This window comes from Dehalobacterium formicoaceticum, assembly GCF_002224645.1.
Classification (GTDB): Bacteria; Bacillota; Dehalobacteriia; order Dehalobacteriales; family Dehalobacteriaceae; genus Dehalobacterium; species Dehalobacterium formicoaceticum.
On the sequence record NZ_CP022121.1, the window covers coordinates 3,550,437 to 3,566,655 of the forward strand.

General features: G+C 41.2%; 11 protein-coding genes, 1 pseudogene and 1 CRISPR repeat array (1 of these 13 running past the window's edge). Of the genes and pseudogenes, 2 read left to right on the forward strand and 10 right to left on the reverse strand.

Annotated features, from left to right (window positions below; translation table 11 throughout):
• The 10 genes from csx19 to CEQ75_RS17305 all read right to left on the reverse strand — a co-directional run bounded on the left by csx19 (position 1) and on the right by CEQ75_RS17305 (position 11,745).
• On the reverse strand, positions 1–582 hold the full coding sequence (csx19, locus tag CEQ75_RS17260) for a type III-D CRISPR-associated protein Csx19 (RefSeq protein ID WP_089612267.1): 582 nt from the start codon (positions 580–582) through the stop codon (positions 1–3).
• Entirely contained in the window at positions 579–1,988 is a 1,410-nt protein-coding gene (locus tag CEQ75_RS17265) for an RAMP superfamily CRISPR-associated protein (protein WP_089612268.1), read from the reverse strand. The genes csx19 and CEQ75_RS17265 overlap by 4 nt, the downstream gene beginning before the upstream one ends.
• A complete protein-coding gene (locus CEQ75_RS17270) occupies positions 1,985–3,511 on the reverse strand; it encodes an RAMP superfamily CRISPR-associated protein (protein ID WP_089612269.1) in 1,527 nt (508 codons plus the stop codon). The genes CEQ75_RS17265 and CEQ75_RS17270 overlap by 4 nt, the downstream gene beginning before the upstream one ends.
• Positions 3,512–3,514: 3 nt before the next feature.
• A complete protein-coding gene (locus CEQ75_RS17275; protein WP_089612270.1) occupies positions 3,515–4,171 on the reverse strand; it encodes an RAMP superfamily CRISPR-associated protein in 657 nt (218 codons plus the stop codon).
• Positions 4,162–5,751, reverse strand: a complete 1,590-nt coding sequence (locus CEQ75_RS17280) for a Cas10/Cmr2 second palm domain-containing protein (protein WP_089612271.1) — start codon at positions 5,749–5,751, stop codon at positions 4,162–4,164. The genes CEQ75_RS17275 and CEQ75_RS17280 overlap by 10 nt, the downstream gene beginning before the upstream one ends.
• A 2-nt stretch (positions 5,752–5,753) precedes the next feature.
• Entirely contained in the window at positions 5,754–7,082 is a 1,329-nt protein-coding gene (locus CEQ75_RS17285; protein ID WP_089612272.1) for a hypothetical protein, read from the reverse strand.
• Between the two features lie 260 nt (positions 7,083–7,342).
• The gene (gene cas2 / locus CEQ75_RS17290) at positions 7,343–7,606 is read right to left on the reverse strand and encodes a CRISPR-associated endonuclease Cas2 (protein ID WP_089612273.1); all 264 of its coding nucleotides are present in this window, start codon (positions 7,604–7,606) and stop codon (positions 7,343–7,345) included.
• Between the two features lie 103 nt (positions 7,607–7,709).
• The gene (gene cas1b / locus CEQ75_RS17295; RefSeq protein WP_089612274.1) at positions 7,710–8,705 is read right to left on the reverse strand and encodes a type I-B CRISPR-associated endonuclease Cas1b; all 996 of its coding nucleotides are present in this window, start codon (positions 8,703–8,705) and stop codon (positions 7,710–7,712) included.
• An 87-nt stretch (positions 8,706–8,792) separates the two neighbouring features.
• Complete coding sequence (cas4, locus tag CEQ75_RS17300; protein ID WP_089612275.1) at positions 8,793–9,302, reverse strand: CRISPR-associated protein Cas4; 510 nt, start codon at positions 9,300–9,302, stop codon at positions 8,793–8,795.
• A 25-nt stretch (positions 9,303–9,327) separates the two neighbouring features.
• The gene (locus CEQ75_RS17305; protein ID WP_089612276.1) at positions 9,328–11,745 is read right to left on the reverse strand and encodes a CRISPR-associated helicase/endonuclease Cas3; all 2,418 of its coding nucleotides are present in this window, start codon (positions 11,743–11,745) and stop codon (positions 9,328–9,330) included.
• A 316-nt stretch (positions 11,746–12,061) separates the two neighbouring features.
• On the opposite strand from CEQ75_RS17305, the gene CEQ75_RS17315 reads away from it, so the two are divergent.
• A complete protein-coding gene (locus CEQ75_RS17315; protein WP_089612278.1) occupies positions 12,062–12,574 on the forward strand; it encodes an Ltp family lipoprotein in 513 nt (170 codons plus the stop codon).
• A 149-nt stretch (positions 12,575–12,723) separates the two neighbouring features.
• Positions 12,724–12,906, forward strand: a pseudogene (locus tag CEQ75_RS17320) (terminase small subunit); the annotation flags it as partial.
• Positions 12,907–12,967: 61 nt separating this feature from the next.
• Positions 12,968–16,219: direct repeats of the CRISPR family, unit length 30 nt; unit sequence GTTTCAATCCCTTATAGGTAGGCTAAAAAC; it runs 3,063 nt beyond the window's last position.

Consider the following 16,219-nt stretch of genomic DNA (forward strand, 5'->3'; position numbering starts at 1 on the left):
CTATTCCCCCCTCTCATAATTGGCTATCTTTACAAAACGGCAGTCTACATACCCTGCCTGGCATCTGTTATTATAAGAAATATAATTTCTTGTGGTTAATGCAATGCGTTTTTTTCCGGTATTAACCGAACATGCGGAAATTGGGAGAGGTATGATTAATTCCGTACCTCTGTCTTCCTTTAGTTCCGTCCAGTAACCAACAGCGTTTGCCTTAGTTCCCCATAGTATCTGCTGTGCATCGACAACTTCCTGTTCTTCTCCGTCAGAAATATTATCTATCCTTAATCGCTTTTTAAATATATTTCCTTTACTCTTCCATAAATGGAGTTCCTGTTCTTGATTAAAAATACGCATTTTTAATAAATGTTTCGGCAGAAAGGTCTTTTCTTGGGGGAACTTTATTTTTCCATCAGTAATCATGCCAATTAAAACCTTATAGTGTAAATAAGTGACTACTAAAGACCCTTCCGGCATATTTAAGGCCTCAGCCTCAACAGCCTGATAATCGTCCAACACCAATTCACTGAGTACTGATTTAGTTTTTATCTCTTTAAAATTCAAACCCAATTCTTTACTATTCATGAGCACCCTCCTTCTGCCTGGCACTTTGCTGCCAAGGAGGTGACAAGTCCTTCCAGCATATCTGCAGCACCCCCAACTGATAAATTTCCATTAGGCGTTTCTGAAATCGCAATAATATTTTTATCCACCCTAATCTCCACACTAATACCTTGAAGCACCCCACGACCCACATTCTTTTCTCCCCCCAGGGGAAGATCCCCTGTCCAAAGGTCTTTCACAATCAAAAGAAGAAGTCCCGCTTCCCATTCCTCAAAATCCGGCACAAGCATTTCAATCGTTACCATCGCTTTCTTGTCGTCCCCCGGCCAAAGGGGCATGGTGTTAAACAAAGCTCCGGTTATAGTTCCCCCTGTAAAACGGTCTATCTTAATCCGATTTTGCACCATGGAAATTGTATTATTAATCTCCGTTTCCCGTACTATCAATCGGCTTTTCTGCTTTGTTTTACCTTTATTTTCAGAACATTCAGTATCGGCCCAACCAAAGAGAGATTTGGTCATTTTCTCCCCATTTCCCCCTAAAACATTTATAATTTCCAGAGCTCGATTTCTTACTGCCCCTTTTACTGAGGTGCCAGGTAATATAGTCTTACCTGCTGATGTAATATGAACAGCATCAGGTTCTTCCGGAGTTCCTGAATAAGATCTTATAATTAAGGAATTCTTTATCGAGAAGTGAGCTTTAATTTCCAATGATCGACCCTTTTTAGTAAACATATCGCTGGGTTTGATGGAAGTTTTTTTCACCTGCTCTAAATCTCTGTTTAGCCAAGCAAAGACATTTGCAACCTGTGTAAAATCATATTGGTACCAAGAGGTATCCACCAGCCGAAACCGGCCAAAGCCTTTCGTTGTCATTCTACCTAAAGTGATTTCCCCTTGTTCCATAGCCTCTGCCAACAGAGCTAAGATTTCCAAATATACTTCTTTATGTTCCCGATTGGCCTCGCGCAAAGTTATCTCCATCTTTAGATCAAAGGTAATTCCCGGTTCGACAACCTCATAGTCAAATTTGCATTTATCCTCTGCAATCCCCAGATAGCTATCCAGTTTTACTCCATCCCGTACCCGAATGATAGGATTTTCTTGAGGAGACAAGAACGAGTCTGAGATAGCAAGTGCACTTTGAAAGCAATTATCCTTATTTTGCCGATTCTCATATCCCCAGAACATATTTATTTGCTCTTGCTTTTCCTTATCTTGCATATTGGGCACAAAACTTTCGAAAAAGAAGTGCCGCATAACTCCTGTGAGAGAAGTAGCTGGAATATATGGTCTTCCCTGATGATCTTTTAAAACAGTAATATCCACCGAATTGCCTGTTTCTTCTGATCCAATAATAAGTGGGCTGTCCAAAATAAGTTTTCCTTGAAGGAGAATTTTCCCGATTATTGCCGCATTCTTCATTTACTCTCCCTCCTCTTATTCAATTTTCGCATGGTATTAAAGAATGATAACCAATATACACGGTATAAACGTTTTTGTAAATCTGGATTCTCCGGCCTAAAACTAAGCTCTTTAGTTAACTTTCCCAAATCACCTTCGATAGACAGGCGAAATGGCATTCCCCCGCTTTCCAATGCGTCCAGTAAAGTAATCCTTTTCTTTTTATTACGACAAGCCTTCAACTTATCTTTACCGATTTTTTTAATGTTCTTAATCATTTCCCGAAATTCTTCAGGACTGTCGGCGTTCTTCAACATTAACTCCAGTTTCCCTACCATGCTGCTGTTCAGAGATTTTCCGGCAGTATTATCAGAGCAATCAGCTGCATCCCTTAATCCCTGATCATTTACCTGTCTTTCCAAAACAGCTTCCACCACCTGAGAGAAACATTGATTCAGCTCAACCGGCATGGTACCCATAGGCCTTTTTTGTTTATGTACTTTTCTATTCCCGGGCTCTTCCAACCTTATCTGCTCATCCGGCAAGATATTGAATTCCACCCTGCCAAATCCTTCCCATGTTCTTTCCCCAATTCCTTCAAAAGCTAATTCATGAAGCTTTTCTTTGGTCTTATTTTTCAGTTCCGGGAATTCCATCATAAAGCTTGTCCCTGCCGCTAATGCCTTTGCACTGGGGCTTTTTAACTTCCAAACGCCTACATAGCTTTCTGTTTCATCAGAACGGGCATAAAAACTGCTAATTTTGAAATCTTTTGTTTCCAAGGCATCTTCTAAATATTGTTTCAGAATTTCTTCTGAAACCTCAGGATAACCATATTCATTCCATAAGATAGCAGGAGATAATAAAGTAACTGTAATCCTTTTGCCTATGCTTTTGTTTAATTGGCTATAAGGAATAATCTCCTTGAATTCCAATGAAACTGCTCCGTACTGTACGCTGCGGGAACGGCCAATCTGCAACTCCAGCCTGTCTCCAAACATTTTTTTTACAGCCATTAGATCTTTTTTTTCTCCCCGAATGAACCCGCAAAAATCTTGACCAGCCTGGAGAGACTCATAATTAAAAATCGTTCCGTCAGTACTTTTCCCTTTAATCCTATCTTTTCGTGCACTATGAAAAGAGAAGGATTTTTCCGGAGTTTTTTTCTTTAGTTCATCTCCGTTTATATAAATGAATCCATTGATCCCTTTAGGTGTTTCCTCAAGAATATCTTCAAAAAGATTATAGATTTTCCCGGTTTCCTTTCCTACATGTAAGGAGATAGGTGCAGGAAAATATTGTTCACCTTCCCACCGGGGATAAGCATTAGAAAAAATCAACTTGCCATATAGAAACCAGCGGGCAAATTCTTTATCTTCATGAGCATTTTCCAGTTTTTTTCTTTTTATATATTGGGCAGTCAGAGCCCCCAGTAAGGTTTTCCCGGGAATATAATCCAGTGTACCGGTCATATTCAAATCATCGGAGCCGGAGCTGATCAAAACCGGGGCGTTTGTTTTTAGATGGTATTCCATGGAGTACATAAATCATGCTCCTTTCAATTGTTTTATGATCTCCGAACTAAGTTCCTGTCCGTCTTGATAAAGAGAACATGCAACTTCACCCAGCCCTCTGTTGCGGCCACTACCTACCCGACGTAGATTTATGCAAGCCAAAGTTATCAGCTGGATAAGTTTCGGTTTTTCTTCCTGCAAAATTATTTCTCCCTGGAAGGTACAGCCTGGTTTAAGTACCCGACAGGTACGCAGGCTTCCCTCCCGGGCAAGTCCATTATCGTCTATTGCGGTTTGCATCAGAACTTGCGTCATGGTATTTAATACTTCTTGTTGTGACAAAACACCGGCGAATTCTTCAAAAGACCATTCCAGCCAAGGAATGGCAGATTGAAAGTTTTCAAAAAACAAATTAGTATATGACAAAGGAGATGGTTGAAAACTGCCTGATTGTCCAAAACACTCATCTACATCTTCCGGCTTGAAATAACGGTTATTGGAACAATGAAACATTTCCACAACTTCTTGGGCACTTTCCCGCAGCAAACCCTTCAATCGTCTGGCAGGAAAATATGGAAAGCCATATTGGTCATATGCCAGATCATTATCAATAGCCGCACTCCATCCTTCCCCGGAACCTAAAAGGAGAAACGATAAATTAGTTATTTTAATAGTAAGTTTTAAATCCATACCAATTCTCCCTCGCTTAAAAAGTCAATTTCCGGATAAAATTCCATTAGTTCCAACATCTCAAAATATGGTGTAACTGCATTATTCCATCCATCTTTATAATAGTCACTAGGGCCTTCAATTTTTGGTAATATAAGTTCTCTAGCCTTTAAATTTTCCAGATATCTTTTGGTCGTTTCCTTACCCATGGGGAGAATATTTCTTAACTCCTTCACTTTGGCACGAGGCCATTTACGAAGTTCATTCATCCCATTTTTTAAGTTGATCATAGTATTTTCTTTTCCTTTACTATTCTCACCGACTAGATAGGGGCCAAAATTCAAGCTCCCCTCTTTAACTCGATAATGCTTTTGCCTAATGCCATCCAGAGCCTGGGAATAACCTCCTTGGGAAATATAGAAATCCAACCAGTTACTGTCCGGGTTCTTAGCTGCCGCTTTTTTAGCGGATTGGCACAGCTCTTCCGCCATTTGATATCCTCGATAAAAAGGATATCGAGATTTAATTACTGCTACTCCCGCAGATGTATAAATAGGATTTTGATTTTTTACTTTCTCTAATGGTTCCTGGGCTAATATCCCCATAAATTTCTCCGCCAAATAAACCCCAAGCCGGCCATCAGTAACAAAGGTAATATCGTCTCCCCCAAAAACAATGGGTCTTAAAGGAAGTATCGTTCTATTATTTTTATCCTGCCAGATCTCAAATTCCTCCTGGTGGTTCTTAAAATACTCCATGGAATTAGCCAATTTTCTGATAAGCTTTTTATAGGCATTTTCACTTGCCGCTCTCACAGCCCAAGATAGTTTTCTGGTTTCTACCAGGCTTTTACACTCCATAAATCGTTTACCCATGCCGTTACCATCGATATGCACAATTGCCAAATAGCTTTTACCTTCTTTTTGTCCCAATTGCTCATGTTCCAGGGGAAAAGCAAACCCTTTAGGTAAGAACTTCTCTTTAACTTTATCCATATGATGTTCGTTGTTTTCCGCAGGCAATCGTTTCGCCTTGGAAACTGCAGAAATATAAATTTCTCTTCCTTCCGCATCAATATAGGGTACCTCGGCCGAGTTACCGGAATAAATGCAGTCTGCAGTAATACCATGTTTGGTCAAAACACTATTAGGAAATAAGGTGTTTTTACCTTGATCCAGACTTTTTGTCAAACGTTCCATGTTCTTCTGATATTCTTCGGGATTCAAGCTAAAATAATCATCAATGGCAGCCGCGGTTTGTAAACCAGGTGTTTCTATCAACAGCTTCAATGACCACTTCCTGACAAATAATCTGGCCATGTCCTCCGATCTGAAGAGAAGGAGAGCATTTCCCCCTCCGATATAGCCGATTTCAACAAGCTTTGTTTGATCTGTTTTCAATTGGATGGTTTCAGGCGTCTTAAACCAAGCCTCCATATCGATTTCTGTCCCGCATATTTCTTCTATGGTTTCATGGAGATACTCCTGAAAAATTCTCTCCACTAAAGAAGATGCTCCCAAGTTTTCCTTGAGACTGTTACTAGTAAAGATATATTTCTGAATCGATACCGTATCCAAAAATACTGCCGTTACTTTACCCATAATCAATCCCCTCCCTTTACGTGTTCTATGATTTTGCTCCACAATACATCTTCCTGAAGATCTTCCCTACCAAGTACTAAAAGTTTTCTGTCCCCGGACCCACGTATTTTTTCCAAATCACTTTCAACCTTTTGCACTTTAGATTGTTCCAGGCAGGTCACTAATACCGGCTTTCCTTCCTCTCCGCCAATCTGTTCCACACGCAGCAGGACTTCAAAACCTTTACCCTTGCATATACCTTCCGCTCTTGCTGTGGTACAGGAAATACAGCAAACCTGATAACCATTCATAAAGATAACATCCAGTTCAAATTTCTTATCATGGCTTTCATGATTTTTAATATACCAATTCATCTCCGTCGGCCAATTCAAATCTTCTTGCTCAATATTTCTCTTAATTACATTTGCCACATATTTCTCTAACCATTTCCCGGCTAGATAACCATCAATTGGATCATCAGCTCTTCTTTTAACCTCTATCTTAGTTACATCAGCTGATGGAATCCAAACACTTCCATCATCATTAATGGGAGAATACTCCCTGGGGATCCCCCTAAGGATATTCTTTATATATTCAGGAGCATTAACGACATCGTTATTAACCTCTTCCCAACGCTCCAGTTTTTGGAAATTAATCATATGTTCCCTGAGATTATTTGGTTTTTTCCCGGTATCAAAATAAATATATTTTAGGGTGTTTTCCACCCAGTCTAAATAATTAGAAATTTCCCCCTTGTTTACCATATCTTCTAAAGCGGCATCTGCTTCCGGCCATTCCCGCTTATTCTTATCTTCCTTAGACTTTTCACAGCCATGAAGCTTGGTCAATCCTTCCAAAGATAGTTTCACTTCATCTCTCAGATCCTCTGTTATTACCCCTTCCTGGTCTACATGAATGCAAAAATTCCGTGCATTTAAATAGGAAAAAGAACACTTTCTATCCCATAATTCTTCCAAAGAGCGGTAGACGTGTACTGCCATTGCTTTGGTTCCCCCTGTATAGTTGAGATGTAATCCTGTTGTGCTTGTTAAAACTGCCGGGGAAAGGTATTCCTTTATATCCCTTTCAATTCTTTCCGCAGAGGCAATGTTGGAAAGGGAAACATAATTAATGGAAATTGCCTCGTCCCATTCACCTAGAATCGCCTGTCTGATATTTTCCGCCAAATGTTTTGTCCCTCTTTGGTTAATATTTCTTTCCTCTTCAGAATGTACCAACCAAATTCGCCGCAGCTTTTTATTCTGATTTTGAAAGTACTTACTTACAACATAGTTAGGCAATGGGTTTGTTCCCACCAATAACACTAAATCAGAAAACTTTTCTTCAAACATTCTCTCACCTCATGTTTTATTTATTGAACAAATTCCGTCACAAAGACCAATATATGTATTTATTCATTAAATAAGTTGATTTTCCTGCAAATTTTACCAATATTCATATCTAGCTATTCTTTTGCAACTATGAAAAAAACCGGTAATTTAATCCCGGTTTTTTAAACATACATATAGGTAAATTTATTGCTTAATTGCTGAAAGATTTCCTGCTGTTACTGAGTGTTATTGTCGAAACTTACTGCACAATTATGAAACTTTTATATGATTAAATCCTGTCCTCCTTTGCGCAAGCCCATGATTTCCCGCTCTGAATAACGAGTCGTCCTTAATGTATAAATAATCACTGAGTCTTCTTCAGTCACAATAATCTTGTCCAATTCCATTTTCAATTTCGCCAGATTGCTTTCCGAAATCTCTCCCTCGAAGACTGAATTCTGCACCCAGTTCAAATATTTTCTGCATCGCTTCAATGCCTTGGTTACCCTCTTTTCCCCCATATCATAGACTAAGACCACAAACATAATTTTACCTCATCCTCCGGTTTTTCGCTCCCCAAAATCCATTATCTATCACTTTCCTAAATGGGTATATTCTGTCTGTCCATATTATTATGCTCTCAGTTCTTCACCACTGACTGACAAAAGTCTCATAATCTTTCTCCCCCATGAGGTGTTTTTCCAGCTTGTAAAGTTCGAGACGAATCAAACGACGATAAGACACAGGGGTTCCGATATCACGGTGGTTAATGGTGGTTTTTAAACGGTTTTCCAGTTCTTCGACAAAAACCCTGCGCCCACTCTCTTTCAGCATCAAGCCGCCGGACTCTTTTTTGAAATCACTTTTCTTGAGCATCTTTTTACTGATCAGAGTAAAGATCACCCGATCCACCAAAATAGGTTTAAAAATTTCTGCCACATCTAAATTCAAACTGAAGCGACGAAAATTAGTGGTATGAAGATACCCTATACGCGGATCCAAATGAGTCTTGTAGATTTCACTTAAAACTGTGGAGTAGACAATGGAATTGCCAAAACTGATCAAGGTATTCATTTCATTTTTTGGAGGCCGCTTTGATCTCCCCTCAAAGATAAATTCCGGCTGACCGTGAATCGCATCAAAGGCTTTATAATATTGTTCCCGGATATTCCCTTCAAAGGCCATTAATTGGGGAATATTGTCGGCATCCTTTATTCCTTCACTCAGTCTTTCAATCTCTGTTAACTTAGACTCTACATCCTTGCCCCGATTGACGTAATATTTCAGTACCTGTCTGATATTTAAATAGGCACCGTTTACAAATTGCCGTGCCAGCACCAGCCTTCTTTCATCATCCAAATAAGCTTCCGCCTGCCGCAGGATCATATACCCTGAATTATAGTGCTCCCGGGGATAAAAGGTTCCGCTATAATAGCCGTAATTATTAAAATAATGAATCATAATCTCCTTCTGTGTACAGAATTCCAGGAATCGCTTATTAAGATCCACCTCTCCAAAGATCATCAATTCTGATGTATCTTCCACAGGGATGTATTTCTGATCTCCCTCTTCATTGACAAAGAAAATTGTATTATCCTTACGACGAAGCTGACCGTTAGAGAAGATATATAAGGGTTTTTTCACTATTCCACCTCCATCCTTTCCAACCTGTTGTACGCCGATGCCCATTTAAGCAAAACCTGGCACAGCTAATTCAAGCCTGAATAGGGATTACGCCCAGCAAAACTCCTTATACGCGCAATTCTTGCAGAAATGAATCTTTTGGGGTTGGGGAGGTCTGTCCATAGCGGCAAATTCCCCAATCTTTTCCATGGTTTGCAGCAGTTCTTTCTCCATTTCTTCCGTAAGAACCACCTCTTCTTTTTTTCGCTCTTTGGGGAATAACAATTCCCCTTTGGCTTCAATCCCCCGCTCTTTCAGTTCCATGAGATAAAATCCCAATTGCATCCGGGCACTTTTAGCGTACTTGGAACTTTTTTTGACTTCCCCAATAACTAATCCTTCCTTATCCTGACGCACAATATCCAAACGGATATTGCCCAGGGAGATCTCCTTGTTTCTGTCCCTAGCATAACTCATTTCATGAATGAACCTTCCCAAATCCAGATTGGCGTCGTCCTGATCGGGATTGACCTGGTGCAGCATGAGCCAGACCTCCCTGGGGCAGCAATAATAATACCAGATGTGTGTCCCGGTAATATTAAACTCCGGATGTTCCATAAGCCTTCCCTCCTCCCCACCCGACTTAAATTATGGTATCAAACCCTTCCACGGCACGCTTGGCCAACCCTGCCACTGAATCATAATCACTTCCGCTCCACAGGCAGGGTATCCTATTTATTAGATAAAGATCTTTTCCTACCAAGGAAAAAGCCAGTTTAGCCGGAACATTGACCACATAATGATTCATTAAGATCATAAATTGTTTCCTGGTTTCAAAGGACATGTGGGAATAATAATCCCTGTCCTCATAGCAAGCATAAATATCCTCCGCCGAATAAAGTCCCAACCTCTTTTGCAGCTCCACAAACCGTCGGGGTAAAAAGTCTCTATCTTCTTTTTCAACCTGCCAGGGAACAAAAACCGGTAATTTAAAATAATCTTCCTTAAAGGGCGTAAACTGTTGCCCCAGCAACGGCCAATTGCCTTCATAGGCATCAATAATCGCCTGTTTGCCTGCCTCATAAGAGTTGCGAGCAAACATCTTTCTATAATATTCCTTGATCAACTCCAACAGCTCCGACTCCAGCCATACTTCCTGCTTCTGCAAAAGTTCGTCGGTGAGCTTTTGCAAGGTAGCAGGATAAATGGAGCCGCGGGTATCTTTCTCTCCTCCTCTTAAAAAAGTTATCAGCGTCAGAATTCCCCGATCCCCGGAACCATTGCGATTGACACGCCCCGCAGCCTGGATAATGGAAGGAAGGATGGGCAAAGCACGTATAATATGATCAAAATTGAGATCAACCCCCGCTTCGATAATCTGAGTAGAGATCACATATTGGCATTCCTGCTTATTCTCCGCCTGAGAGTGCTTGATCTTCTTGATTTCCACCCGTTTATGGAGAGGAATCATCATGCCGTGCAACAACTTTAGGTGCGGCGGCTTTATCTTGACGCTCAATTGTTTATACACTAGATAAGCATCGGCAATGGTATTTAAAATGGCTGCCCGAGATAAAGCTTTTTTATCGTCTATCCCATTTCGGCTTCGTTTTAATAGATATTCGGCCACTACCTGTTCATCCATTTCTCCCTTTTGCTCCACCTGATAACGTTCCATTCCCTTCACAGGGTTTATAGCCAGGCAACCAGGCTGCTCTGACAAGCCGTAATCAAAGGGAGGCATGGTAGCGGACAAAAAGAAAATGCGCAGATTATATAATTTGGTGACTGACTCCAACCCACACAAAAAAACATTCCAGCTTTCCGGTGCAAAAATCTGTGGTTCATCGATAATCACTACGCTATTATGAAGATAAGCCCGCCGCAGGGTATCCTGAGCCTTTCCAGGAAATATGGCCTTGGACCACTGCTGGAAACTGGTGCAAACCACGGGGTTGGCCCAAGATTCCATTAGCAGTTGGCCGGAATGGAGCTTTCCTTCCTCTTCCAAGTCTTCATCCTTCTGCTTTTCTGCCACAACGGCTAAGGAATGATGTTCCAAAACAGAGGTATCCATGGCCTTTTCAATCACACCACTGGTCTGTTCCAGAATAGACAGGTAAGGCGCCACGTAGATAATTTTTTCATAACCTTGTTCCCGTCCCAGCCAGGCGGCGATTTTTAGAGCGGTGATGGTCTTGCCGTAGCCGGTAGGCATTTCCAAAGTATAGACTCTGCGTCCTGGGTCCTTTGCCAACTGGCTGAGAATCTGACTTTGAGCCTCGTTGCGAATTTCCGCCATAGCCTGATCGCCATTATTTCGGCAATATTCATCCAGTTTCCGGTCTTGCCGAATATGATCTTCCTGATTAAATCCGGTTTTTTCAATGGTGGCAACGTGAAAACGATCGCCGGCAATCAGTGCCGTGGTGATTTCCCGCCAAAGACTTAATTGATCCATGACCTTGCCGTAATCAGGTGAGTATCCCACATCCAACAGATCGTAAGCCTCCTTGAACACATCATAAACCTGGTCAATCCATTGATCCAAAGCCTCAACTGTCATGGGAACATGACGAAGTTCAGGATAGACTTGTTCCATAAAAACGGCAATACCCGGCAGATCCATCTCTTCCCAGGCCCCTGCTCCCATCCAATGTTTATCGTCGAGATGCTTCAGTGCCCCGTGATGATCGGCAATATCCCGGATCAGCCACAGCCAGTGGACCGCATATGAGGGCCACTGCCTTTCCTGCTGCAGCAGATGATAGCCCAAATAAGAAAAAAGGAAGGCCCCCTCTGGGGCATGATTGGGTCCCCCCTTGCTCTTTCCTCGAATGTATCTTTGCCATTTTCTATGAGCCTTGGCCATATCATGGCAAACTCCGGCCAATCCAGCCAGGCGGATGTATATAGTATCGTGGCAATGGAAGCCGTAATCACTTTCCAGCCGTTGTTCCACAGCCTTCTTAACCCCGAGCAAATGATCCCGCAGCAGATACTTTCTGTCCTGTTCATCTGGCCGGGCAATGCATTTGTCAAAAATAACTAAGTCTGACATATCCAATCCCCTTTGAACCATTTTTCACCGCAAGATGCACAATGATATGCACTTCATATTCTTGTAATATTCGACCATATGTTGTAAAATCCTTTATCCTATCCATTTTTTCAATATTTATTTTGTTGTATTTGTCTCCAGCTTTCTCAAAAAGCTTACAAAACATCGTTTCCCGTACAGCGAGTTATGTTTTTACTTTGATTACGAGCCCGGACAGCAGAGGAAACTCTGCACCGGGCGTTCCTTAAGGGATGATCATGCAAGGCAGGAACATCCTTCCTTTTGTCGAATATAAGAAAAAAAGGAGGGATTTTACATGAATGAAAAGCAAAGGAAACCTATTTATAAGAGATGGTGGTTTATCGCAATTATTGCAATTTTCGTTATTGGGGCAATAGGGAGTATTGGCGAAGAAGATGCAACGGTAGAAAAACAACCGACAGAACAAGTTGGTGCAACCGCTGACGCTGATCCATTAGTCGCGGGGGAGCCTAAGAAAGAGGAACCGGTAAAGGCCGATGTACCTCGCGAATTTAAGAACGCGTTAAAATCCGCGCAGAACTATGTTAATATCATGCCTTTTTCGAAGGAGGGACTATACGATCAGCTGACCTCCGAGTATGGAGATCAGTACCCAGCGGAAGCTGCACAATATGCCATCGAGAATGTGCAGGTTGATTATAATGAGGAAGCTTTAGAGGCAGCTAAAAACTATCAAAAAATCATGCCGATGTCAGACCAAGAACTTTTTGATCAACTAACATCTGAACATGGAGATAACTACACTGACAGTCAAGCTCAATATGCAATTGATAATTTACCGGAATAAAATTATAAATATTAGCAGTATATAAATAACAAGAGCCTTCGGGCTCTTTTTCTTCTATTCGGACCCGGGCTTATAACGCAACCCGGCAGAGCACCCCGTCTCCCTCCTTGGCGGGGTGCTAATAATTATTAGTGAGGTGGTGTGGCAGGATGGCCTTAACAAAAAAGCAAAAACGTTTTGTAGAGGAGTATCTGATTGATCTGAATGCCACCCAGGCAGCAATCCGGGCAGGGTATTCACCACAGACAGCTTATTCTATTGGCGATGAAAACCTGAAAAAACCTGAAATTAAAAATGCTATTGATAAAGCTCTGGCTGAAAGGTCAAGGCGAACCGGAGTCAACGCCGATCGAATTATCGAGGAGTTGGCCAAGATTGCTTTTCTCAATCCGAGTTTCAATCCCTTATAGGTAGGCTAAAAACTAGATCTTTTACTCATAATCATTCTCCTTTTCATTGTTTCAATCCCTTATAGGTAGGCTAAAAACTGCTAGAGCGGCATACCCTAGTTCCTGCATTTTGGGTTTCAATCCCTTATAGGTAGGCTAAAAACCCGCACGGGAAGTGGTTTGCGTCCCAGCAGTCCCAAGTTTCAATCCCTTATAGGTAGGCTAAAAACACATCTTTATTATCTATTTCGCTTAGTTTTATGATAGTTTCAATCCCTTATAGGTAGGCTAAAAACGATATAACAAGAACTGGTTCTGTTTGGACTGGCAGGTTTCAATCCCTTATAGGTAGGCTAAAAACTTTTGGTGTCCAACTTTTATATATTCCTGATTAGGGTTTCAATCCCTTATAGGTAGGCTAAAAACGAGGCGGGGAAGTATGGGCTATCCGTATAGTGGAGTTTCAATCCCTTATAGGTAGGCTAAAAACGTTTGACTATCAACTTGATTTACTCACCAATACAAGTTTCAATCCCTTATAGGTAGGCTAAAAACGTAAGGCAAACTGCTCTGCACGACATGGTTAATCATGGTTTCAATCCCTTATAGGTAGGCTAAAAACAGGAGTTCCTTGACCTCGTTGTCGAAGAGTATGATGAGAGTTTCAATCCCTTATAGGTAGGCTAAAAACGATATTCGCCTGGTCGATGATGACAATGCCTAAGAGTTTCAATCCCTTATAGGTAGGCTAAAAACATACAACAAGCTCAATAAGTACAATGCAGGTGCTTGTTTCAATCCCTTATAGGTAGGCTAAAAACGATATTCGCCTGGTCGATGATGACAATGCCTAAGAGTTTCAATCCCTTATAGGTAGGCTAAAAACGCATTTGGAGGTATTCAATAATGAAAAATAAGTGGATGTTTCAATCCCTTATAGGTAGGCTAAAAACCAAAGGCTGGCTCAATACTTTTACAAGCGAAATCGGTTTCAATCCCTTATAGGTAGGCTAAAAACACGCGCAGTAGGATTGGCCTGCCCCTATCTTTCCAGGTTTCAATCCCTTATAGGTAGGCTAAAAACAAGGCCTATTGCTTCTCCACCTTCATAGTTACCTTTGAGTTTCAATCCCTTATAGGTAGGCTAAAAACCCGTTGCCCGTATACCCCATGTATATTCCTCCTGGGATAGTTTCAATCCCTTATAGGTAGGCTAAAAACGAAATGACAAAGGTTTTGAGGCGGAGCGCAGACAGCAGTTTCAATCCCTTATAGGTAGGCTAAAAACCAGCAGCCTTCCCCTTCGTCTCCGGCAGCCCCGCGCTGTTTCAATCCCTTATAGGTAGGCTAAAAACTGAACCCAGAAGCTTTTTTACAGATCGGCACGGCTTGTTTCAATCCCTTATAGGTAGGCTAAAAACGCATATGATTGAGCGAAATCAAAAGTATGCGGAGGTGAGTTTCAATCCCTTATAGGTAGGCTAAAAACTTTATGAGAGGAGGTGATCCTTATCTACTGCAGGCGTTTCAATCCCTTATAGGTAGGCTAAAAACTATCGATGCTTCGCGGATAGTGTTGGCCGGGATAGAGTTTCAATCCCTTATAGGTAGGCTAAAAACAGATGAAGTTAAGTATTATAATTCTCCTCAGATAGGTTTCAATCCCTTATAGGTAGGCTAAAAACAGTTTATGGCACATCGGGAAACGACACGATCCGAAAATGTTTCAATCCCTTATAGGTAGGCTAAAAACTGTATCTACTACTAGAAACCTTATTGCCCGGATGCGTTTCAATCCCTTATAGGTAGGCTAAAAACAAAGTTTTGGAAGTCTTTCCTGAAAAAATCAGAAAATTGTTTCAATCCCTTATAGGTAGGCTAAAAACTTGAGATTTGCTTCAGTATTTGGATTTTTTATAGAGTTTCAATCCCTTATAGGTAGGCTAAAAACGGGAAATCCCAGTGGACTGGGATAGTCAGGTATCTAGTTTCAATCCCTTATAGGTAGGCTAAAAACAAAACGGGAGTCAATCCCTTATAGGGATGAGAATAGTGTTTCAATCCCTTATAGGTAGGCTAAAAACGACCAGGTACTAAGTTTTTACAAGGTGCGTTAGCTATGTTTCAATCCCTTATAGGTAGGCTAAAAACGCTTGAAATATCATAAAAATTATGATATTATATTAGGTTTCAATCCCTTATAGGTAGGCTAAAAACGGGAGTAGGTGTTATGAGTAGGTGTTATGACCAGGTACGTTTCAATCCCTTATAGGTAGGCTAAAAACTCGGATATAGACGCGATCAAGCGCGTCAAACGCGCGTTTCAATCCCTTATAGGTAGGCTAAAAACTGGAATTTGCTAGGGGCAATGTGGACAGAGGAGAAGGTTTCAATCCCTTATAGGTAGGCTAAAAACCGAATCAGGATAAAGATCAGGTTACCAGAATGTAGGTTTCAATCCCTTATAGGTAGGCTAAAAACTATATGCAGAGGCGAAAATATCGTCGAAGCACTAGAGTTTCAATCCCTTATAGGTAGGCTAAAAACCGAATCAGGATAAAGATCAGGTTACCAGAATGTAGGTTTCAATCCCTTATAGGTAGGCTAAAAACGCGGCTTGCGTAATGTAACAATCCACGATTGTGGCGGGTTTCAATCCCTTATAGGTAGGCTAAAAACGAGGGTCTGGTAGAATCATTAAATTTAACCTCTAGAGTTTCAATCCCTTATAGGTAGGCTAAAAACTCCGATGGTCGCAGACCCGATGACGTGCAGTTCACCTGTTTCAATCCCTTATAGGTAGGCTAAAAACCAGGAAAAATTTCCAAAACTTTGGTTTGCATTTGTCTGTTTCAATCCCTTATAGGTAGGCTAAAAACAGGATGATCAATCGTATCGTAGGGGACGGTACATAGTTTCAATCCCTTATAGGTAGGCTAAAAACATGTCCTGATCATCCATGCCTTCAAGTGACATCTTTTGGGTTTCAATCCCTTATAGGTAGGCTAAAAACTCCTATAGTGCAGGATTTGCTCCTGCCTAGAAGTGTTTCAATCCCTTATAGGTAGGCTAAAAACCGGATCGTGTCGTTTCCAGATGCTGCTTCAATGCGTTTGTTTCAATCCCTTATAGGTAGGCTAAAAACGTTTACAAGCTATCATAGACGCTATCATCTATGATGAGTTTCAATCCCTTATAGGTAGGCTAAAAACTTATACCCCACCCCCTACGATTGGGTCTATACCCCCAGTTTCAA

What these genes read in the sequence shown, in the direction of transcription:
- csx19 (WP_089612267.1), bottom strand. Translation starts at nt 582, where the DNA reads ATGAATAGTAAAGAATTGGGTTTGAATTTTAAAGAGATAAAAACTAAA.
- CEQ75_RS17265 (WP_089612268.1), bottom strand. Translation starts at nt 1,988, where the DNA reads ATGAAGAATGCGGCAATAATCGGGAAAATTCTCCTTCAAGGAAAACTT.
- CEQ75_RS17270 (WP_089612269.1), bottom strand. Translation starts at nt 3,511, where the DNA reads ATGTACTCCATGGAATACCATCTAAAAACAAACGCCCCGGTTTTGATC.
- CEQ75_RS17275 (WP_089612270.1), bottom strand. Translation starts at nt 4,171, where the DNA reads ATGGATTTAAAACTTACTATTAAAATAACTAATTTATCGTTTCTCCTT.
- CEQ75_RS17280 (WP_089612271.1), bottom strand. Translation starts at nt 5,751, where the DNA reads ATGGGTAAAGTAACGGCAGTATTTTTGGATACGGTATCGATTCAGAAA.
- CEQ75_RS17285 (WP_089612272.1), bottom strand. Translation starts at nt 7,082, where the DNA reads ATGTTTGAAGAAAAGTTTTCTGATTTAGTGTTATTGGTGGGAACAAAC.
- cas2 (WP_089612273.1), bottom strand. Translation starts at nt 7,606, where the DNA reads ATGTTTGTGGTCTTAGTCTATGATATGGGGGAAAAGAGGGTAACCAAG.
- cas4 (WP_089612275.1), bottom strand. Translation starts at nt 9,302, where the DNA reads ATGGAACATCCGGAGTTTAATATTACCGGGACACACATCTGGTATTAT.
- CEQ75_RS17305 (WP_089612276.1), bottom strand. Translation starts at nt 11,745, where the DNA reads ATGTCAGACTTAGTTATTTTTGACAAATGCATTGCCCGGCCAGATGAA.
- CEQ75_RS17315 (WP_089612278.1), top strand. Translation starts at nt 12,062, where the DNA reads ATGAATGAAAAGCAAAGGAAACCTATTTATAAGAGATGGTGGTTTATC.